We start from the raw sequence: 19,462 nt of genomic DNA, 5'->3' as shown, positions 1-19,462 counted from the left end.
TCGAGGTCCTCCCAGAGCCGCCCCTGGGTCCGGCCCGCGCGCTCGGCGAACGGGACGTCCGTGCGGGACGTGGTCAATCGGTGGCGGCGGCCGGTGTGCCCGATTCCTTCGGTTCTTCGGATTCCGCTTCCTCTTCCTCTGTCTCTTCCTCTTCGGCCTCGGGGCGCACCGTGGCGGTGGTTCCCCCGTCCTTCTTCCAGGTCGCCGAGACCTTGAGGGAGGCCTTGCCGCTCGATCCCGCGACGGCGCTCACCAGGAGGCCGGACTTGACGGAGAGCTCGATGCCGAATTCGAGGGTGAACTCGTCCGGGGCGGCGGCCCGCAGGCCCGATCGGACGCTGCCCACGACGGCATGGAGGGTGTCCGTGAGGTCGTCGAGCCGGTAGGTGAGGCCGCGGAAGGCCACGTCGCGGGGGCCGCCCTCGTCCTCTACGCGGGCCCAGAAGGTGCCTCCGTCGGGTGTCTCGACCCGGACGAGGTCCGACATTCCGCCTCCAAAAATGGCGTCGATTCCGCGCAAACGAAGTGCGGGGTTCCTGAAGCCGGCGGTCGGCCGACGCCCTAGTATCCCCGACGGGAACTCCGGTGGAGGGACGAAGGGTTGGTACCGATGAGCACGGAATCGCCGCCGGTGGGCGCGGAGCGCATCTACCTCTCCGACGTGGAGCCGCACGCCGCGGCGCCGATCGACCGGGCGTCCGACCTGCGGTCCCGGGTGCTGTTGCACGTGCTCTTCGCCGACGCCCTGTTGATCGGGGACTCGCAGAGCCTCAACAACCGGTACTTCAGGGCGCTGGTCTCGGCCGAGGAGTCCCGGCAGGTCCAGTGGGCGGAGGAGGGCGCGGAACTGCCGGACCTCGCCCCGCTGCTGGAGTCCGGCCGGATCCGGGTGGCGGTGCGCGCGGGGAGGACCCTGCGGGAGATCAGGGACGACCACAGGCGGCGGAACGTGACGAACGTGCCCGAGCCCGGCTACGTCGCACGGCTGACGGCGATGTCGGCGGCGCACGCGGTGGGCTACGACGGGACGGCGGTGGCGGCGCGCTTCAAGGCCGGTGTGCTGGCCAGGATCGACGTCGCGAGCCGGCACGCCACCGGGGGCACCCGGACCGCGCTGGAGGACGCGCGGAGCTGGATCGCCGACCAGCAGCCCTTCGACTACAAGGCGCTCCGGGACTGGCTGGACAAGTACCGGGTGAAGGACCCGGGCAGCAGCGCCGAGCTGATCCTCGCGCTGCAGTCGGTGGACGAGTGGGCGGGCGAGTCCTACCGCCGGGCCCTGCCCGGTGTGCTGGACGTCGGCATGGCCGGACCGCGGGACGGGTCGGGCACCCTGTCGGCCGCGCGGAGCCGCCGGATCGTGGAGGAGGCCGGGTTGCCCGCCGTCCTGCTCGACAACCTCCTGCTGTCCCAACTCCCCCTGGAGGTGGTGCTGGAGGCCGTCGAGCAGCCCTCCCGGAACGCCCTGGTGCGGGAGCTCGGCCAGGTGCGCCGGGGGCTGCGGCCGGACGACGCGGTGCTGCGGCAGTCGGTCGGCGAGTTCAGCGCGTGGATGCTGGAGGCGTTCGAGCGCACCTTCCGCGGTACGGACGGCCTGGCGTGGGCGCGGCTGCGGAGCGAGACCCGGCTGATGCGCTTCCGGCTGGACGAGGACACGGTGACCGGTCGGCTGGGGGTGGGCCTCGAAGTCCGCGGGGCGCCGCTCGACGGTGCCCGGGACCTCTCGCTCGACGTGGTGGCCGGGCTCGGCGCGGCTGCGCCGGACGACGACGGGGTACGGGTGGCGACGGGGCCGCGGCGGCACCTCGACCCGCTGCACCGGCTGATCACCCTCGGCGGCTGATCACGCCCTGACGGTCGGGGACAGCACGCCGGAGTCGGCGGCCGCGAGGGCGTAGGCGGCGAGCGTGACCCCGCAGGTGATCCGGCCCCGGCGCAGCCACTCCGCCATCTCCTCCGGGGAGACCCAGACCGGCGGGCTCACCGACTCCATCGCCTCCGGCCGGGCGGAACCCTCCTCCGAGGGGAGCACGGTGGCGCAGCAGACGTGGATGCCGGTCTCGATCAGCCCGGTGTCCGCGTGCACCAGTCCGAGCGTCCGCACGGAGGAGGCCGAGAGGCCGGTCTCCTCCCGGAGTTCGCGAGCGGCCGCCTCCTCCGGGCTCTCGCCCGGCTCGCAGCCGCCGCGCGGGAACTCCAGGGAGACGGCGCCCACCGGGTAGCGGTACGAGGGCACCAGGGCGATGCCCTCGGGGCCGACCGGGATCACCACCACGCCGGTCTGCGCCCACTGCCAGCGGAGGTACTTGCCGGGTGCGCCGCCCGGGCCGACGACGAGGTCGTTGTTGAGCTGCCCGAAGCGGTTCGCGAAGACCTCGACGGCCTCGTGGCGCAGGATCGGGGCGGGCGTGGCGGACGTCCGGTCGTCGATGGTCATGGCGCTCCCTACCGGCTGTCGGGTGGGCCTCCGGTGGGACGGCCCCGTTCGCCATGATCTCCCATGGCGGCCAGTTGCTCCACCCAAGAGTTCGTCTCGGCCGAAAACTCCCGTATCTCGCCGCCGAGTTGGACCAGCACCCGCAGGGACTGCCGTTGGGCCGCGAGGCGTTGACGGTCCCCGGGGGGAAGGTCGGCGCGCAGGTGCGCGGTCTCCCGCATGGCGAGGTACGCCTCCCGGTCCCGGCCGGCGCCGATCAGGGCGAGCGCCTGCCGGTGCAGCCCGTCGGGCAGTCGGGCGAGGTAGCGCCCCGGGTACCGTTCGGCCAGGTCGCGCAGCAGGGTGACGACCCGTTCGCCGGCCGCCACCGCCTCGGCGGTCCGGCCGGTCCGCCGGTGGCACTCGGCGAGCACCTCGACGCAGGACAGCAGGGTGGCCTCCTGCCGGACTCCCGGCGCGGCCGCCTCGCACAGTCGCACGCTGCGGGCGGCCTCGCCGTGGGCCGCGTCCACCTGGCCGTCCTCCAGGCGCAGTACGGCGAGGAGGCTCAGCGCGGTCGCGGTGTCGAGCAGGCGGACCTGCCGCAGCCGGTCCCTCGGTTCGGTGTCGGCGAGCAGTTCCTCGTAGTGGGCGACCGCGGACCTGCTCTGCTCCAGGGCGGGCACGGTCCGGCCGGCGTGGTGCAGCAGCAGGCTCAGGTTGTGGAGCGCCGTCGCGTACTCCGGGAGGTGGCGTCCGGTCTGCTGGACCAGGTCGCGGCTGAGCCCGACGGCCTGCCGGGCCGCGGTCAGGGCCGCCGTGTCCCGCGCGCCGCCGGGGTCGATGCCGTCGTGGCCTGCGTCGGCGGGGTCTGCGTCGGCGGGGCCGATACGGTCGGGGCCGATACCGTCGGGGCCGACGTCGTCGAGCCGCAGGCTGTAGCCGACCAGCCTGCGCAGCCTCAGCAGTTGGTCCGCCTCGGTGAACTCCTCGTCGGGAAGCTCCAGGAGCCGGCGCAGGACGACGACCGAGACCGGCGACATGCTCGACGGATAGCCGGGCAGCCGCTGTTCCACGGCGGTGAGCAGCGGGGGCTCGCAGGACTCCAGGGCGGTCAGCATGACGGCCGCGAGGGGCTCGGCGTGGGGCAGTAGGGCGCCGTTCGCCGCCAGCGCGGGCAGGAGCACGTCCGGCCGGTCGGCGACGGCGCGCGCCAGTACCGCGTCCAGGGCGCGGTGCGCGGGGTGGGCGGCGATCCGGCCCACGTCCGTGCAGCCGCGGGCGCGGGCGAGCACCTCGACGGCCGCCTTCGCCGCCTCGAACCGCTCCTGCGCGGGCCCGGCAAGGGCGGGGTCCGTACGGGTGGGGGACAGCAGCGCGGTGAGGTACGCGTGGGTGTGGCCGGAGCTCTCCGGGGTGCTGAGCACCCGGCGGGCGAGGACCTCGCCGATCCGGTTCGGCCGCAGCGGGGCGACCTGGTCGCCCTCGGCGGGGTAGACCGCCCTCAGCGCGGTGCTGACGCGGAGCATGTCGGGGACCGGCCGGTGCGGGAGGACCGCCGCGTGGACCTGCTCCAACACCGCGACGAGATCGGCCCGTTGCCTGCCGGGGGCCAGCGTGGGGACCAGCAGGAGCCCCGCGGCCAGCAGCCTGCCGCTCTCGCCGGCGAACGACTGCTCCCGGGGATCCCACCAGGTGAGCGTGGAGTGCCAGACCCGGATCTCGTGGTCGCAGACCCGTTCGAGCGGATCACCGTCCGGGGACCAGGTGCGGCCCTGGCGCAGCGTCAGGACGGCGTCCAGCGCGAGTGCCAGCACCCCCAGGAGCGAGCCCTCCCGGTCGGCGCGGGCGTCCAGGGTGGACGGCGGGGTGAGTCGCGGGGAGCCGAGCCGCTCGGCGAAGACCCGGAAGGCGGTGGCGGCCACGGAGGCGTCCCCGGGGGCGGGGACGGTCCTGGCGAGCTGGACCACGCTCGCGTCGGCCAGTACCCCGTCGTCGAGGCTGCTCTGCAGCGCCTGCCAGAGCGGCTTGTCCGCGCGGGCGAGCAGCAGCACACGCAGCCGCATCCGGTCGGGCCCGTACCGGTCGACGTGTTCGAGCAGGGCGCAGACGTCCTCCGGCCGGGCCTGGGCGTGGTCGAAGACGACGAGCACGGGGATCCCGTCGGCGAGGGCGGCGGTGAGCCCGGCGGTCCACTCCGGCCGGTCCAGCGCCTTCCGCTCCGCGACGCCGGCGATCCAGCCCGCCCCGCCCATGAGGCCGCACAGTTCGGTGGCGAGCCGGGTCTTGCCGGAGCCGCCGGGTGCGTGCAGCAGACGCAGCAGGAGGTCGGGCTCCTCCTCGCACCACCGTCGGAGGTCCGCCAGTTCCGGGCGGTCCAGGAACGGCATCGCCCCGTGGGTGAGGAGTTGGGCCGGGGTCGGCGGACGTCTGCTCGGCCGGGGGCGGTCCCGTCCGAACAGCCTGCTCTGCCGTCCGGCCCGGTCCAGCGCGAGGTCGCACCAGTCGGTGCCGGGCCGGTGGTGCCCGTCGTTGGCCTCCGCCAGGGCGGGGAAGTGGGCGCGCACCGCGTCGACCGGGACCAGCCAGCCGCCCGCCTCCTGCCGGTCGTCGCGCGAGGTCTTGAGCACCCCGCACACCCGGCCGGTCCGGAGGTCGAGCACCGGGCCGCCGCTGAACCCCGCGACGACCCGGTCACCCTGGAGCCTGACGAACCGCCCGCTCCCGCCGGCCACGTGGAGGCGCAGGCTGTCGTGCTGCGGGCCCGACTCCAGGGTCTCGTGGCTGAATCCGTGCACGACCACCTCGGTGCCCTCCTGGGGGGCGCGCTCGCCCAGCCACACACCGGGCAGTGGCAGCGGCTCCCGGAGGTGCAGCAGGGCGAGGTCGGGGAAGCCCTGGACCCGGACCGCGGGGTCGGGTTCGGGGAACACCGCGCCCACGTCGGCGACGAGGGCGCGGCCCTGGGCCGTCACCGTCACCTCCAGGTGGCCCTGGACGACGTGGGCGCAGGTCAGCACGGTGTCCTCGGCGACCAGGAATCCGGAGCCGAGGCTCCCCGGGGCGTCGATGGCGACCGTGTGCGAGGCGGCCAGCCGGCTGAGCTCCTCCCGCCGCCGCCACGCCGCGTCCTCGTCCGTCACTTCCGCTCCTCCCCGGGCCCGGAGCGCCGGTCGTCCCGGGGCGCCGGTTGTCACGGCACCAGGGTTCCCTCCGGCGTCGGCGGAATCCAGAGGCAGTGGCCGTTCGGGAGTTCGCCGGTGGCGGACAGGGCCTGGCCGGGCGGGAAGGTGGGGGTGGTGGACAGCCCCTAGCCGGGCGGAAGGGTGAGGGTGGCGACGGCGCCGCCGGTGGGGTGGTTGGTGAAGGTGAGGGTCGCGCCGATGACGCGGGTGTGGCCGGTGGCGATGGTGAGGCCGAGGCCGTGGCCGCGGCCGCGTTCGGGGGCGTTGGTGCGGAAGCGCTGGGGGCCGTGGTGGAGGAGGTCGTCGGGGTAGCCGGGGCCGTGGTCGCGGACGGTGATGCGGCGGCCGTCGACGTGGAGTTCGACCGGGCCGGCGCCGTGGCGGTGGGCGTTGAGCAGCAGGTTGCCGAGGATGCGGTCGAGGCGGCGCAGGTCGGTGCGGACCTGCTGGTCGGCGGTGTCGGCGGTACCCGCGGAGTCGGAGGTGATGTCGACGGTGACGTCGAGGCCGGTGAGGGTGACGGTGCGGCGGACGGCGCGTTCCAGCGGGACGGCGGAGAGGTCGGGGGATTCGACGTCGGCGTCCAGGCGGGAGACCTCCAGGAGGTCCTCGACCAGGGCGCGCAGGGCCTGGACCCGGTTCTGCACCAGCTGGGTGGGGCGGCCGGGCGGCAGCAGTTCGGCGGCGGTGACCAGGCCGGTGAGCGGGGTGCGCAGTTCGTGGGCGACGTCGGCGGTGAAGCGCTGTTCGTCGGCGAGGCGGCGGTGCAGGGTGCGGGACATCAGGTCGACGGCGGCGGCGAGGTCGGCGACCTCGTCCCTGCCGTCGACGAGTTCGCCGATCCGGGTGTCGGTGCCGCCGGCCGCGATGCCGCGGGCGGCGGTGGCGGCGGTGCGCAGGCGGCGGCTGATCCGGTCGGCGACGAGCACGCCGGCCAGCACGGTGGTGAACACCGCGGCGACCACGGTGATCAGGATGATCCGGTCCAGGTCGGCGATCGCCCGGCGGTCCTGGGTGAAGTCCACCCGGACGGAGAGCACCCCGCCCTGGACCGGGCCCGCCGCCCACATCGACTCGCCCTGCGGGTCGGCGGCGAGGAGCGAGCCCTGCCGGCCGGCGGCGGCGAGCTCGCGCAGCCGGGCGGGGAGGGCCGGGTCGTCGACGGCGGCGCCGGGGCCGGGGGTGCCGCGGCCGTAGTCGGTCAGCGCGGAGCCGAGGGCGGTGGCGGCCGCGGTGCGGGCCTGGTCGACGTGCTGGCGGATCATCGCCTGGTGGACCAGCAGGCCGACGGTGACCGCGACCAGGACGGAGATGGTGGCGACGGCGGTGGCGATCTGCCGGCGCAGGGTCATGCGCCGCAGGGTCATGTGTCGCAGGGATATGCGCCGCAGGGATATGCGCCGCAAGGTCATGCGCCGCAGGGTCGTGTGCCGCAGGGTCGGCCGGCGCAGGGTCATGCCGGGCGCCGCAGCTTGTAGCCGAAGCCGCGGACGGTCTCGATCCGGCCGGAGCCGATCTTGGCGCGCAGGCGCTGTACGTGGACGTCCACCACCCGGGTGTCGGCGCCCCACTCGTAGTCCCAGACGCGCTCCAGCAGCGCGGAACGTTCCAGCACGATGCCGGGGGCGGCGGTGAACTCCAGCAGCAGCCGCAGTTCGGTGGGGGTGAGCGGGACGAGGCGGCCGTCGACCCGTACCTCCATGCTGTCGGTGTCCACCTGCAGCCCGTCGACGGTGCGGAGGGAGGCGGCGGAGGGCGCGACGGGGTCGTCGAGGACCTCGGGGGCCGGGGTGACGGCGGCGGCCGGGCCGGGTTCGACGGCCGGGGCGACCCGGATGCGCCGCAGCACCGTACGGATCCGGGCCACCAGGACGGCGCTCTCGAACGGCTTCACCACGTAGTCGTCCGCGCCCGCCTCCAGGCCGGACACCACGTCGACCGGGTCGGTGCGGGCCGACATCATCAGGATCGGCAGCTGGCTCTCCTCCCGGATCCGGCGGCAGAGGCCGACGCCGTCGAGCAGCGGCAGCATGACGTCCAGCAGCAGCAGGTCGGGGCGGACGGCGTGGAAGGCCTCCAGCCCCTCCAGGCCGTCGGCGGCGGTGGTGACCGGGAAGCCGTAGCGCTCCAGGGCCATCCTGGTGGCCTCCCGGATCACCTCGTCGTCCTCGACGAGCAGGATGTGCGGCTGGGCGGGGGCGGCTGCGGTGGTCATCGCTTCGCTTCCGGGACGACGGCGGGGCCGGACGGCTGGGAGGTGGGTCGGGCGGCGGACGGGGAGGCGACCCCGGCGGCCGGGGGCTGCTTCGGCGCCGAGGAGGGGCGCACCGGGCCGGGGACGGGCACGGGGACGCGGTCCGGGCCGGTGGCGGACGTCGCCTCGGCGCCCGGGTCGGCGGGCGGGAGCAGGCCGACGCCGTCCACCCGCCGCTCGACCAGGGCGAGCCGGTGCCCGTCCCAGTGGTAGTGGCTGCTGGTGCGGGTGGCGTAGTTGGTCGGCTCGTACAGCCAGAGGTCGGAGTCGACGGTCGCCGCGCTGGACATCTGCTGGACCTGGGCCCGCAGGATCGGTACGACCCGGTCGTCGGCGAGCGTGTAGACGTGCAGCACGAGGGCCCCGGGGGTGGCGACGGCGGTGATCAGCTCGGGCCGGCCGTCCCCGGTGAGGTCGCGGAACTCGGGGGCCCGCACCTCGCACCCGGCGCAGGAGTCGAGCGCGCGGCGCTCCTCGGCGGTCACCGCCGGGTCCTTGGCGAGCAGGGCGCGGACGTCGACGGCGGTGAGGTCGTGCCCGGGCACGGTCAGGTCGGGTACGGGCAGCGGCGGGGCCTGGGAGGTGGCGTCGGCCGGGGACGTGGGCGGCGGCGGCGCGGTGGCCAGGTCGGGCCAGAGCGGCTTGGCCACCGCGGACGGGCTGGGCGGGGCGACGGCCGGGCGCGGACCGTCGTCCCGCAGGCCGCCGGGGGCGGCGCGGCCGAAGGCCAGGACCCCGAGGGCGGTCAGGGCGGCGAGGACGGCGAGGGCGGCCGCGGGGACGGCGCCGGGGCGGCGGCGGAGCGGGGTCGGTGCTGCCACGGTCGGTGCTGCCACGGTCGTGCTCGTCCTCCTCGGTCGCGGTCGGGCGTCTGACGCCGGGCGTCCGGTGTCGCGGTCGGGCGTCGGACGTCCGGCGTCAGGTGTTGGACGTCAGGCGGTCGCGCGTCCGCGCGTCCGGGTCCCGGAGTGGGACGCGGTGGGCCACGGTGTCGGTTCGTCGCTCCCCGTGGTCGTCCCCAGTTCTACCGGGCCCGGCTCCGGCCCGGTCAGGCCGGGTCGGCCAGCACGATGATGTTGTCCGTCCAGTGACCGTCCGGGCCGATCCGTCCGCCGCAGGTGATCAGCCGGAGCGCGGGCCCGGGGGTGTCGCCGTAGACGGCGTCGGTGGGGAAGCGGTCCTTGGCGGCCTGGAGCAGGCTGCGGACGGTGAAGTCGACGGTGCGGCCGTCCGCCCGCCGGATCCCGATCCGGTCGCCCACGTGGAGTTCCGGCAGGCGCTTGAAGACCGCCGGGCCGTTCTTGGTGTCGAGGTGGCCGATCAGGACGGCGGGGCCGGACTCGCCCGGGGTGGGGCCGTTGCGGTACCAGCCGACCTGGTCGGCGTGGTCGGCCGAGGGCACCTGGACGGTGCCGTCGGAGTTCAGGCCGAGGTCGGTCACCGGGGCGTCCACGCCGATCGAGGGGATCAGCAGGCGGTTCGGCGGGGAGGGGGCGAGCGGCTGGTCACCGGCGGTCGGCGCGCCGACCGGGGCGGGCGCGCCGGGGGTGGGGGCGGTGGCGGGTGCGCCGGTGGCGGGGGCGTCGGCCGCCGGGGCGTGGCCGGAGGTCTCGATCCGCACCACCGGGGTGTCGCGGCCGGACAGGGCGAGGGTGCTGCCGAGGGCGATGCAGAGCAGGCCGGCCGTACCGAAGACGCTCCGCCGCAGCAGGCTCGGGCCGGGCGGGGTGGCCCGCCGCCGCCCGCGGCCGCCCCGCCGGTCGGTCCCCGCCGCCGGGGGCACCCCGGCGCCGCTTCCCCGCCCGGCCGGGTGCGGGGGAAGGGCGCCGGGGTGCCCGGCGGACCCGGGACGGGTGTCAGCCACGCGCACCGGAACGGCGGCGCAGGACGGCGAAGCCCAGCGCACCGGCGCCGACGGCGGCGACGGCGCCGCCACCGACCAGCATCAGCCCGTTGCCGTCGGTCGCGCCCGAGCCGTCACCGGCCTGGGCGGCGCCCTTCGGCACCTCGCGGACCTGCGGCTGGGAGCCGACCGGACCGTGCGACGGGGTGGCGGTGGCGACCGACGGGGCGGCGCCCTCGGGCGCCGACACCGACGGCTGGCCGGGCTTGGCGGGGGCGGCGCTAGGACGGACTCCGCCGACGGCCGCGCCGCCCGGCGCGGCGTTGGCGGGGGCGGCGGCGGACGGCTTGGCGGGGGCCGGCTGCGGGGTGCCGTCGGCCCAGGCCTGTCCGCCGGTGACGACGGTCACCAGTGCGGCGCCGGTCAGTGCGCAGACGGCCAGCAGACGGCGGGCGGGCGAACGGTCGGTACGGCTCCTGCTCATGGCGGGGGTCTCCTTCGTGGCTCTGGTGGACGCGTCAGTGGCGGGACCGCGGTTCCCGCCAACGGCGCACCGGGGGGCGCGGCCCGTGGTGCTGGTACGGCCGGTGCGTCCTGAGTGACGGTAGGAGGGCCGTGTCGCGGTCCCCGCCCGGCCGCGTCACGGTCGCCCATCGGCTGGGTAACGGTCCCCGGGGCGGGCGGAACGGCCCCGTGACGTACGCGGGAACGGGCCCGTGACGTACGCGGGAACGGGCCCGTCAATACGCCGATCCGGGCCCGGCACCGAGAACCGCTGAGCATCCCCGCCCGCGCATCCGTACCTCCCGGTGTGGGGGTACGACCGAGTGAAAGGTGGCAGTGATGAGCATCCTCGCCAACCTCCTGCCGGCGATGCGGCAGTCCCGCAAGGACCGCGGGCACGACAAGGAGGACCGGAACACCAACAACACGACCAGTCGCGGTCGTCGTCACGGCCGCAAGAACAAGCACGGGCACTGACGACCGACGGACCGCTTCCGGTCCCCTGGTCAGGACGAGCGAGTGTGGTCACTGCGGCGGTTGACGGCCGTCGACACCGGTGACGGCGACGGCCGGACCGATCCGGTCGTCGCCCCGGCGCCGGCCGTGTCGCTGCGGCGCACGTTCCGACGGTTCTGGCCCTACACCCGCGGGGGACGGCGCTGGCTGATCCTGCTGGTGGTGGTCGTCCTGTTCGGCCCGGTCGTCGACGCGGCCATGGTCTGGCTGTTCAAGATCGTCGTCGACGACGTGCTGGTGCCGCGCAGGTTCGGGCTGTTCCTGCCGGTCGCGCTCGGCTACGCCGGGCTGACCGTGTTGGCGGGGGCCCTGGACTTCGCGGACCAGACGCTCTCCACCTGGGTCAGCGAGCGCTTCCTGCTGGCCCTGCGGGCGGACGTGTTCCGGCACCTCCAAGGCCTCTCGCTGGGCTTCTTCGAGCGACGGCGGCTCGGCGACGTGCTGTCGCGGCTGACCGCGGACGTCGAGGCGGTCGAGACCTTCCTGCTCTCGGGCGTCCTGGACGCGGTCGCGTACGTCGCCGAGCTGGCCGTCTTCCTGGGGGTGCTGTTCTACCTGCGCTGGGACCTCGCGCTGACCGCGCTGGTGGTCGCGCCGCTGTTCTGGCTCACCGCCCGGCGGTTCTCGACGAGGGTGAAGGACGCGTCCCGGGAGCGGCGGCGCCGCAGCGGTTCGGTCAGCGCCCTCGCGGAGGAGACGCTGGGCAACATCGCGCTGGTGCAGGCGTACAACCGGCAGGACTGGGAGCAGGAGCGGTTCCTGCGGGAGAACCTGGCGCGGTTCCGGGCGACCATGGCGGCGACCCGGCTGCGCGCCCTGTTCGCGCCGATCGTGGAGATGCTGGAGCTGGTCGGCGCGCTGATCGTGCTCGGGCTGGGCGCCTGGGAGTTGGTCCACGGCCGGCTCACCCTCGGTGAACTCCTCGTCTTCGTCGCCCTGTTGAGCCGGCTCTACAGTCCGATCCAGGGCATCGGGCGGCTCAGCAACGGCTTCTTCTCGGCCTCGGCCGCCGCCGAGCGCATCATCGAACTCCTCGACCAGCAACCGCAGGTGGCCGATCCGCCGCAGCCGCTGCGCGCCGCCCGGGTGCGCGGGGCGGTGGCCTTCGACGAGGTGTGGTTCCGCTACCCGGGCACGGCCCGCGCCGCACTGTGCGACCTCTCGCTCCGCGCCGAGCCGGGCGAGACGGTGGCCCTGGTCGGCGAGAGCGGGGCGGGCAAGTCGACGGTCGCCAAACTGCTGCTGCGCTTCTACGACCCGGAGCGCGGTGCCGTCCGGCTGGACGGCATCGACCTGCGCGACCTGGCACTGACCGACCTGCGCGAGCAGGTCGCCGTGCTGTGGCAGGAGACCCTGGTCATCCACGGCACCGTCCGGGAGAACATCGCCTACGGCCGCCCGGGCGCCACCGACGCCCAGATCACGGCCGCCGCCCGGGCCGCCGACGCCCACGAGTTCGTCAGCCGGCTCCCGGACGGCTACGACACGGTGGTGGGCCAGCACGGGCGGCTGCTGTCCGGCGGCCAGCGCCAGCGGATCGCGATCGCCCGGGCGATGGTCCGGGACGCGCCCGTCCTGCTGCTCGACGAACCGACCACCGGTCTCGACCCCGAGTCGGGGCGGCGGATCCTGGAACCGCTGGGGCGGCTGATGAACGGCCGGACGACGATCATCATCTCGCACAACCTGCTGACCGTACGGAACGCCGACCGGATCGTCCTGCTGCGCGAAGGCCGCGTGGTGGCCTCCGGCAGCCACCGCCAACTGCTCGCCCACGACGACGACTACGCCCGGCTCGCCCGGGCCGCGACCCCGACGGAAGCCGCGCGGTGAACTCCCGGGAGCCGATGACCGCCGGGGCGCCGATCGCCCCCGGCTACCAGGTGCTCGCCCACCTCTGCCGCACCGGCTGGCTGGACGTCTACGACGCCTGGAGCGAGGAACGCGACTGCCGCTGCGTCGTCAAGGTGCTCCGGCCCGACCACCGCCGCGACCGCGAACTGCGCGAGCGCCTGCTCCGGGAGGGCCGCTGGCTGACCGAGTTCACCCACCCGCACCTGGTGCGCGGCTACGGCACCGGTGAACGCCCGCAGCCGTACGCGGTGCTGGAGACGCTCAGCGGCGAGACCCTCGCCCACCTGCTCGACCGCAGCGCACGCCGCCCGGCCGCCACCGACCTCACGCTGCTCGGCCTGCACCTCTGCTCGGCGGTGCGCTACCTGCACGGCCGGAACCTGCTGCACCTCGACCTCAAGCCCGCCAACGTGGTGATCGACTGCCGCCGCGCCAAGGTGCTCGACCTCAGCATCGCCCGCCCGCCGGGCCCGGGCCGTCCGGGGGCCGGTACGGACGGCTACCTCGCCCCCGAACAGCTCCTGGGCGGCGACCTCACGGCGGCCACCGACGTCTGGGGCATCGGCATCACCCTGTACGAGGCCGCCACCGGCGAACTCCCCTTCGACGGCGAGCCGTTGAGCCCGGCGCCCGCGGTGTCCCGACGCCGCCGGCTGCCCGGCCCGCTCGCCGGGGCGGTCGACGCCTGCCTGCGCCTCGACCCAGCCGACCGGCCGTCCCCGGCCCAACTGTCGGCGGCACTCGACGACTTGCTCCCGCAGGGCCGCCGCGCTGTCATGCCGCTGGAGGGGTAGTCGAAGGCGCGCGGCTAGCGGCCTCCGGACCGCAGCTGCCGCAAGGTCCAGCCGGCGCCGGGTGGTTCGGACAGCGGCCGGGTGTGGGCGGTGAAGAGCTCGGCCGCGCGGCGGTAGGAGAGCCGGGCGCGGCCGGTGTGGGGGCAGCGGTCGGCGGCGGGGGTGCCGGCCGGGGCGCGGCGGTCGGTGAGGAAGAGCGGGCCGCCGGCGCGGCCGGCGACCAGCAGCGGGAGCAACCGGGCGGTGCCGGTGCCCCAGCGGAGCCCGGGGCGGTCGGAGCGGGGGCGGGTGCGGCGGCCGGGGAGGTCCAACTGGTCGGTGTCGAGGGCCAGGACGGACTCGATGGCGGCGCCGGACTCGTGCAGCAGGTGCCAGAGCGTCTGCTCGCGCAGCGGCGCCCGGCGGGCGAACAGGGCGCGCAGCTGCTCCTCGCCCAGCGGTCCGGCCCCGGCCCCGGTTCCGCCCCCGGTGCGGCTCCCGTCCTCCGCAGGTTCGGCGGGCAGCGGGCCGGGGCGCAGGGCGGTGCTCGGGTCGCCGTCGATCCAGCCCTGGGCGCGCCACCAGGCCACGGCCGCGCGCAGGGTGGAGAGCTCGCGGTTGAGCGTGCGCGGGTCGGTGGCGGTGGCGCGGCGGGCGACGGCGGTGTGCAGCCGTCCGGGGGCGTCCGGGTGGTCGAGCAGGGCGAGCGGGAGGACGGGCGGGCGGGCGCGCCGCCGTTCGGGGCCGGTGGGGGCAGGTCGGTCGGCGAGCGCCCAGGCCCAGGTGTGGAGGGCGATCCGGTAGATCCGCCGGGAGCCCTCGGCGAGTCCGGAGGCGGCCAGGTAGCGCTCGACGGCGAGGCCGTACTCGACCGGGGGGAGGTCCGTCACATCGGCCTTCTTCCGCAGTAAACGACCGGCTCACGTCATCATCCAGGTTAGCGGTGATCCGCAGTAAACCGCAGTTCAATGGCCATGAGACGGCCTATTTACTGCGGCAGTACCGGCCCCTCCCGAAATTGAGGCGAAAAGGCTCAACTTTTCCCCCGGAAACCCTTGAACCCGGCTCCCCGGCGCGCGCAGACTGACTGCCCATGGCAGTGGAAACCGAACGGACCCCGGCCCGCCCCCGGCGGCCGGGAGACCGGCTCGCCGTGCTGCGCGAGCGTGAATTCACCCGCTTCTTCCTCGGGTACACGACCTCCCTCCTCGGCTCCTCGATGGCTCCGGTCGCGGTCGCCTTCGCGGTGCTCGACGGCGGCGGCGCGGGTGGCGGTAGCGGCGGCAGTGGCACCGACCTCGGCTGGGTGATGGCCGCCCGGATCCTCCCGGTGGTGCTGGTCCTGCCGGCCGGCGGGGTGATCGCCGACCGGCTGGGCAGCCGCCGGCTGATGCTGGGCACGGACGTCCTGCGCGGCCTCGTCCAGGCGCTGTTCGCCGCGCTGCTGGCGGTCGGGCACGCGCCGGTCCTGGCGATGGTCGTGCTGGTGGCGGTGTGGGGGATCGGCGAGGGGCTGTTCATGCCCGCGTTCGGCGCGATCGTGCCCGCTCTGGTGCGCCGCGAGGAGCTGCGGGCGGACGGCAACACCCTGCTGGGGCTGGCGCGTTCGGTGTCCACGGTGGCCGGGCCCGCCCTGGCCGGGCTGGTCACGGCGACCCAGGGCCCGGCCGCGGTGCTGCTGATCGACGCGCTGACGTACGGCGTCGGGGCCCTGGCGCTGGCCGGCCTCCGGCTGCCCGGGCGGCCGCCGGCGGGCGGAGGGGAGTCGATGCTGCGCGAACTGCGCTCCGGCTGGTCGGAGTTCACCGCGCGCCCGTGGCTGTGGATCACCACCGTGCAGATGGGCCTGTTCAACCTGCTGGTCTGGGCCCCGTTCCTGGTGCTCGGCCCGCTCACCGCGCAGCGGGAGCTGGGCGGCGCCCGGGCCTGGGGCCTGGTGATGGGCGTGTACGGGGCCGGTGCGGTGCTGGGCGGGCTGCTGATGCTCGGTCGCCGCCCGGGGCGTCCGCTCGCGGTGGCGACCGTGGCCGGTCTGGCCTGGGCGCTGCCGTCCGCGGCGCTGGCGGCGGGGGCGGCGCTGCCCTGGGTGGTCGCGGGTGCGCTGGTGGCGGGGGTCGGTTCGGCGGTCTGCGGAACGCTGTTCAGCACCACCACCCAGCGCTGGGTGCCGGCCGAGCTGCTGGGCCGGCTGACCTCCTTCGGGGCGCTGGGCGCCTTCGTCCTCGGCCCGCTGGGGCTGGCGGCGGCCGGTCCGCTGGCGGACCGGTTCGGCACCGGCGACGTGTTGTTGCTCGGGGCGGTCTGGCAAGTGGCCGCCGGGGCCGTAGTGTTGGGCCTACCGGCCGTACGGAATCGACGCTGGGAGGAGGGCCCGGGCAGCTGACCCACCCCTCGGACGGCTCCGGGGCGCACCCCCGGCCACCACCGGTGCGGCCCACCGCGCACCGTGACCGGCCGGCCCCGGAGTGCCGCCGGTCGCTCCGCCCACGCGTGCGTGCCTCCGCGGCGGGCGGGGTGGCCGGGTCGGTCGTACGGTGGAGGGGCGGGGGTCACGGAGGAGGTTGACCATGCCCGGTTCGCTCACCATCGGCCACCACCAGGCCGCGGCCGTCCTGGACCACACGGATGCCGAACGGCTGGCCACCGTACTGGCCGAACTGGCCTACCTGCTGGAGATCCCGGGACCGAACCGGATCAACGAGGCGCAGCTCGCCGTGCTGTGCGAGGGCCGGGCGCCGGACCGCGCCGAACTGTCGCACTGGGCGCGGGCGCTGTCCGGGGAGCTCAAGGGGCAGCACTGAGGGCGGGGCCGCTCCCTTCCGGCACTCCGAGCACCCGCAGCACTCCGAGCACCCGCAGCACCCTGAGCACCCCCGATACCCCACCTTCCAGCACCCCACCGGACGCCCCGCCGCCCCGCCGTACGATGGCGAGCGGGGCGGACCAGCCCCTCGGACGCCGGTACGCCCGCCGTCCGACCCGGTGGAGGGCGGGGGCCCGAGCGTGCCGCAGTCGTCGTTGTCCTGGCTGACCGTGCCCACCCCGCTGCCCAGCGGCCCGATGCACATCGCGGTGACGCCGCTGGGCGTGGCGGCGGCCGGTTACGGCGGGCGGGACGGCGAGGTGCCGCCGTGCACCGACCCGGCGAAGATCGCCGCCGTGACCGAGCGGACCGGCGCCTACCTGGCGGGCCGCACCCGCGAGTTGGGCCTGCCGATCGACTGGAGCCTCAGCTCCGGGCCGCACCGCGCCGTGCTGCGCACGCTCTGGGAGCAGGTGCCGTACGGGCAGACCGTCACCTACGGCGAACTGGCCGCCCGCAGCGGGGTGTTCGAGGACGTCACCGAGCCCGGCCTGGCCGCCCGGACGGTCGGGCAGATGATGGCCGCCAACCCGGTCCCGCTGCTGGTGCCCTGCCACCGGGTGGTGGCGGCGGACGGGATCGGCGGCTTCGGCGGCGGCCGGGTCGGGATCGACGTGAAGCGCTGGCTGCTCACCCTGGAGGGGGTGCTGGAGCCGACGCTGGACTGGAACGGCCCGCTCTAGGACCCGGGGCGAGCCCCTACGACCGCACCGGCACCCGCCGCGGCAGCACCGGCTGGATCCCCGACACCAGGGTGTACTCGATCCCCGCCACGTCCGGCGGCCCGCCGGCCTCGACCCGCTCCCCGAGCGCCAGCCGCACCGCGTCCCAGGCCAGGTTGAGCCCGCACAGCCCCAGTTGGTACAGCCCGGCGGCCGGGCGGGTGTTGACGTCGATGACCACCGGCCGCCCCTGCCACTCGCGGAACTGGACGTTGCACAGGTACGCCATCCCGCTCGCCGCGACCAGCCGCCGCACCGGCTCCAGGTAGCGCTCGTCGGTGGTGAAGCCCCGGCGGCGGCCGTCCTTGGTCCGTCCGACCACGGTGAGCGGGTGGCCGTCCCGGTCGGCCAGGCAGTCCACCGAGACCTCCGGCCCGTCCAGGTACGGCATCACCAGCAGGTTGAGCGGCTCGCCCCCGGCGGCGGGGGCGGCCAGTGCCGCGGCCACCTGGTCGACCTGCACCCGGTGGTCCCAGCCGGCCAGCCGGGCCGGGTCGTACGGTTTCCGGGTGAGGACCCGGAAGCCCGCGCCGCCCGCGCCGGCGGTGGGCTTGAGGCAGGTGGTGTGCCCGTCGCCCTCGATCCGCTCGACGGCGCCCAGCAGTTCCTCCGGGGTGCGGACCCGCCGTCGAGCGCGTAGCGGACGTAGGCGTCGGTGGGCAGGTCGGCGGGTTCCGGGGTGCCGTGGTCGGCGGCGGCGAGCACGGGGGAGTCCGGGTCGGCGACGCCTCCCGGACCGTAGTTGACGAAGGGTCAGGGAACGCTAGCGGTCCGTTCGACGGCTTCGAACGGCAGGGTGGGCGCGGACCGGATCTGTCAAGGGGTGGCGCGGGCGGGCGGTCGATGGGGGAAGATGGTGGGTCGGGGTTCCGGTAGTTTCGAATAAATAGTCGAACAAATATCGATCAGGTGATCTAGTCGTACTATTTGTTCGGTTATTCGGAACCACTCGAATGAGTGATTGCGGGACGCCCCCGAACGGGCCCACCATGAAGCTGCAACATGAATGCGCAAGGCGACACTTCATCGGGCATGCGAAGGGCCTCCCTTATGTCGACCGAAACCAATGCCGGTATTCCTGCGCCGGGCGCGCAGCCGGAGATCCGGCAGCAGCAGTCACTGAGCACGGCGGGCGCGCGGAACCTCGCCACCACCACCAAGTCCGCGCCCCAGATGCAGGGCATCAGCCCGCGCTGGCTGCTCAGGATGCTGCCCTGGGTGGAGGTCTCCGGCGGCACGTACCGGGTCAACCGCCGCCTGCGCCACAAGATCGGCCGCGGCCGGGTGGGTTTCGTCAAGACCGGTTCCGAGGTGCGGATCGTCCCGCAGACGCTGGCCGAGGTGCCGGTGCTGCGCGGCTACCAGGACGACGCGGTGCTGGAGGAGCTGGCCGGCCGCTTCGTGCAGCGCCAGTTCGCCCCGGGCGACGTCCTGGTCACGGCCGGCACGCCGATCACCGAGGTCTTCCTGATCGCGCACGGCAAGCTGGACCGGCTCGGCACCGGCAAGTACGGCGAGGAGACGGTGGTCGGCACCCTCGCCGACGGCGACCACCTGGGCGACGAGGCGCTCCAGGAGGAGGACGGCGCCTGGCCGTACACCGTCCGCGCCGCCACCTCCGGCACCGTGATGGCGCTCGCCTGGCCCTCCTTCCAGGAGCTGCACGACCGCTCCGAGTCGCTGCAGCTGCAGATCATGGAGTACCTGAACGGCTTCCAGCAGGCCCAGAACAAGCACGGCGAGGCGGCGATCGGCCTCTCCGCCGGCCACCAGGGCGAGTACGACCTGCCCGGCGCCTTCGTGGACTACGAGCTCAAGCCGCGCGAGTACGAGCTGAGCGTCGCCCAGACCATCCTCAAGGTGCACAGCCGCGTCGCCGACCTCTACAACCAGCCGATGAACCAGACCGAGCACCAGCTCCGGCTGACCATCGAGGCGCTGCGCGAGCGCCAGGAGCACGAGCTCGTCAACAACCCGGAGTTCGGGCTGCTGGAGAACGCCGAGTACGACCAGCGGATCCAGACCCACTCCGGCCCGCCCACGCCGGACGACATGGACGAGCTGCTGAGCCGCCGCCGCAGCACCAAGATGTTCTTGGCCCACCCCAAGGCCATCGCCGCCTTCGGCCGGGAGTGCAGCAAGCGCGGCCTCAACCCGGGCACCGTCGAGGTCGAGGGCAAGCACGTCAACGCCTGGCGCGGGGTGCCGATCTTCCCGTGCAACAAGATCCCGATCATCGGCGGGCACACCAGCTCGATCATCGCGATGCGCGTCGGCGACCACAACCAGGGTGTCGTCGGCCTGCACCAGACCGGAATTCCGGATGAATACCAGCCGGGCCTTTCGGTCCGGTTCATGGGAATCGACGAGAAGGCCATCATCTCCTACCTGGTGAGCGCCTACTATTCGGCCGCGATCCTGGTCCCGGACGCCGTCGGCGTACTGGAGAACGTGGACGTCGCCCAGCGCTGACGACGGGCTCCCGGCTCGGCCTCCGAGCCCGAATCCGCGCCGCGCCGCGCGGGCCCCCGC

At 74.9% G+C, this 19,462-nt stretch carries 18 protein-coding genes; 8 read left to right on the top strand and 10 right to left on the bottom strand.

The window, feature by feature from the left end:
• Positions 1-73 precede the first annotated feature (73 nt).
• Positions 74-487: a CU044_2847 family protein gene (locus ACFV8H_RS38970; RefSeq protein ID WP_380409186.1), complete on the bottom strand. Its 414-nt coding sequence runs from the start codon at positions 485-487 to the stop codon at positions 74-76.
• Between the two features lie 123 nt (positions 488-610).
• Here ACFV8H_RS38970 and ACFV8H_RS38965 point away from each other — a divergent pair, with 123 nt between their 5' ends.
• The gene (locus tag ACFV8H_RS38965; protein WP_380409184.1) at positions 611-1,843 is read left to right on the top strand and encodes a hypothetical protein; all 1,233 of its coding nucleotides are present in this window, start codon (positions 611-613) and stop codon (positions 1,841-1,843) included.
• On the opposite strand, the gene ACFV8H_RS38960 is transcribed toward ACFV8H_RS38965, so the two are convergent.
• The 7 genes from ACFV8H_RS38960 to ACFV8H_RS38930 form a co-directional block, all read right to left on the bottom strand.
• On the bottom strand, positions 1,844-2,437 hold the full coding sequence (locus ACFV8H_RS38960; RefSeq protein WP_380409182.1) for an NUDIX hydrolase: 594 nt from the start codon (positions 2,435-2,437) through the stop codon (positions 1,844-1,846). It abuts the gene before it with no gap.
• Positions 2,438-2,445: 8 nt separating this feature from the next.
• Positions 2,446-5,559, bottom strand: a complete 3,114-nt coding sequence (locus ACFV8H_RS38955; RefSeq protein ID WP_380409181.1) for a trypsin-like peptidase domain-containing protein — start codon at positions 5,557-5,559, stop codon at positions 2,446-2,448.
• A 167-nt stretch (positions 5,560-5,726) separates the two neighbouring features.
• Positions 5,727-6,953, bottom strand: coding sequence for a sensor histidine kinase (locus ACFV8H_RS38950; protein ID WP_380409179.1), 1,227 nt, complete (start codon positions 6,951-6,953; stop codon positions 5,727-5,729).
• Positions 6,954-7,054: 101 nt separating this feature from the next.
• Positions 7,055-7,816, bottom strand: a complete 762-nt coding sequence (gene cseB, locus ACFV8H_RS38945; protein ID WP_380409177.1) for a two-component system response regulator CseB — start codon at positions 7,814-7,816, stop codon at positions 7,055-7,057.
• On the bottom strand, positions 7,813-8,691 hold the full coding sequence (locus ACFV8H_RS38940) for a hypothetical protein (RefSeq protein WP_380409175.1): 879 nt from the start codon (positions 8,689-8,691) through the stop codon (positions 7,813-7,815). The genes cseB and ACFV8H_RS38940 overlap by 4 nt, the downstream gene beginning before the upstream one ends.
• Before the next feature lie 212 nt (positions 8,692-8,903).
• A complete protein-coding gene (locus ACFV8H_RS38935) occupies positions 8,904-9,719 on the bottom strand; it encodes a class F sortase (protein ID WP_380409173.1) in 816 nt (271 codons plus the stop codon).
• Complete coding sequence (locus ACFV8H_RS38930; RefSeq protein WP_380409171.1) at positions 9,712-10,182, bottom strand: hypothetical protein; 471 nt, start codon at positions 10,180-10,182, stop codon at positions 9,712-9,714. The genes ACFV8H_RS38935 and ACFV8H_RS38930 overlap by 8 nt, the downstream gene beginning before the upstream one ends.
• A gap of 359 nt (positions 10,183-10,541) precedes the next feature.
• Between ACFV8H_RS38930 and ACFV8H_RS38925 the strand changes: the two genes are divergently transcribed.
• The 3 genes from ACFV8H_RS38925 to ACFV8H_RS38915 are packed head-to-tail and all read left to right on the top strand — an operon-like array spanning position 10,542 to position 13,366.
• Entirely contained in the window at positions 10,542-10,679 is a 138-nt protein-coding gene (locus ACFV8H_RS38925; protein ID WP_375881624.1) for a hypothetical protein, read from the top strand.
• A gap of 60 nt (positions 10,680-10,739) precedes the next feature.
• Positions 10,740-12,551, top strand: a complete 1,812-nt coding sequence (locus ACFV8H_RS38920; protein ID WP_380409169.1) for an ABC transporter ATP-binding protein — start codon at positions 10,740-10,742, stop codon at positions 12,549-12,551.
• Entirely contained in the window at positions 12,548-13,366 is an 819-nt protein-coding gene (locus ACFV8H_RS38915; protein ID WP_380409167.1) for a serine/threonine-protein kinase, read from the top strand. Before ACFV8H_RS38920 ends, ACFV8H_RS38915 begins: the two co-directional genes overlap by 4 nt.
• Before the next feature lie 14 nt (positions 13,367-13,380).
• Here ACFV8H_RS38915 and ACFV8H_RS38910 read toward each other — a convergent pair whose 3' ends face one another.
• Positions 13,381-14,235 carry a hypothetical protein gene (locus ACFV8H_RS38910; protein WP_380409165.1) on the bottom strand — a complete coding sequence of 285 codons (855 nt, stop codon included), beginning with the start codon at positions 14,233-14,235 and terminating at the stop codon, positions 13,381-13,383.
• 203 nt (positions 14,236-14,438) lie between these two features.
• Here ACFV8H_RS38910 and ACFV8H_RS38905 point away from each other — a divergent pair, with 203 nt between their 5' ends.
• The 3 genes from ACFV8H_RS38905 (at position 14,439) to ACFV8H_RS38895 (ending at position 16,891) form a co-directional block, all read left to right on the top strand.
• On the top strand, positions 14,439-15,728 hold the full coding sequence (locus tag ACFV8H_RS38905) for an MFS transporter (RefSeq protein WP_380409163.1): 1,290 nt from the start codon (positions 14,439-14,441) through the stop codon (positions 15,726-15,728).
• Between the two features lie 184 nt (positions 15,729-15,912).
• Positions 15,913-16,146 carry a hypothetical protein gene (locus ACFV8H_RS38900; RefSeq protein WP_380409161.1) on the top strand — a complete coding sequence of 78 codons (234 nt, stop codon included), beginning with the start codon at positions 15,913-15,915 and terminating at the stop codon, positions 16,144-16,146.
• A 202-nt stretch (positions 16,147-16,348) separates the two neighbouring features.
• Positions 16,349-16,891 (top strand): methylated-DNA--[protein]-cysteine S-methyltransferase, encoded by a 543-nt coding sequence (locus tag ACFV8H_RS38895; RefSeq protein ID WP_380409159.1) that lies wholly within the window; start codon positions 16,349-16,351, stop codon positions 16,889-16,891.
• A gap of 16 nt (positions 16,892-16,907) precedes the next feature.
• On the opposite strand, the gene ACFV8H_RS38890 is transcribed toward ACFV8H_RS38895, so the two are convergent.
• Entirely contained in the window at positions 16,908-17,393 is a 486-nt protein-coding gene (locus ACFV8H_RS38890) for an ATP-grasp domain-containing protein (protein WP_380409157.1), read from the bottom strand.
• A gap of 587 nt (positions 17,394-17,980) precedes the next feature.
• On the opposite strand from ACFV8H_RS38890, the gene ACFV8H_RS38885 reads away from it, so the two are divergent.
• The gene (locus ACFV8H_RS38885; protein WP_380409155.1) at positions 17,981-19,402 is read left to right on the top strand and encodes a family 2B encapsulin nanocompartment shell protein; all 1,422 of its coding nucleotides are present in this window, start codon (positions 17,981-17,983) and stop codon (positions 19,400-19,402) included.
• Positions 19,403-19,462 lie beyond the last annotated feature (60 nt).

Source organism: Kitasatospora sp. NPDC059827 (assembly GCF_042731675.1).
GTDB lineage: Bacteria > Actinomycetota > Actinomycetes > Streptomycetales > Streptomycetaceae > Kitasatospora.
This window is presented reverse-complemented; position numbering and strand designations above follow the sequence as displayed.

What these genes read in the sequence shown, in the direction of transcription:
- ACFV8H_RS38970 (WP_380409186.1), bottom strand. Translation starts at nt 487, where the DNA reads ATGTCGGACCTCGTCCGGGTCGAGACACCCGACGGAGGCACCTTCTGG.
- ACFV8H_RS38965 (WP_380409184.1), top strand. Translation starts at nt 611, where the DNA reads ATGAGCACGGAATCGCCGCCGGTGGGCGCGGAGCGCATCTACCTCTCC.
- ACFV8H_RS38960 (WP_380409182.1), bottom strand. Translation starts at nt 2,437, where the DNA reads ATGACCATCGACGACCGGACGTCCGCCACGCCCGCCCCGATCCTGCGC.
- ACFV8H_RS38950 (WP_380409179.1), bottom strand. Translation starts at nt 6,953, where the DNA reads ATGACCCTGCGCCGGCAGATCGCCACCGCCGTCGCCACCATCTCCGTC.
- cseB (WP_380409177.1), bottom strand. Translation starts at nt 7,816, where the DNA reads ATGACCACCGCAGCCGCCCCCGCCCAGCCGCACATCCTGCTCGTCGAG.
- ACFV8H_RS38930 (WP_380409171.1), bottom strand. Translation starts at nt 10,182, where the DNA reads ATGAGCAGGAGCCGTACCGACCGTTCGCCCGCCCGCCGTCTGCTGGCC.
- ACFV8H_RS38925 (WP_375881624.1), top strand. Translation starts at nt 10,542, where the DNA reads ATGAGCATCCTCGCCAACCTCCTGCCGGCGATGCGGCAGTCCCGCAAG.
- ACFV8H_RS38905 (WP_380409163.1), top strand. Translation starts at nt 14,439, where the DNA reads ATGGCAGTGGAAACCGAACGGACCCCGGCCCGCCCCCGGCGGCCGGGA.
- ACFV8H_RS38900 (WP_380409161.1), top strand. Translation starts at nt 15,913, where the DNA reads ATGCCCGGTTCGCTCACCATCGGCCACCACCAGGCCGCGGCCGTCCTG.
- ACFV8H_RS38885 (WP_380409155.1), top strand. Translation starts at nt 17,981, where the DNA reads ATGTCGACCGAAACCAATGCCGGTATTCCTGCGCCGGGCGCGCAGCCG.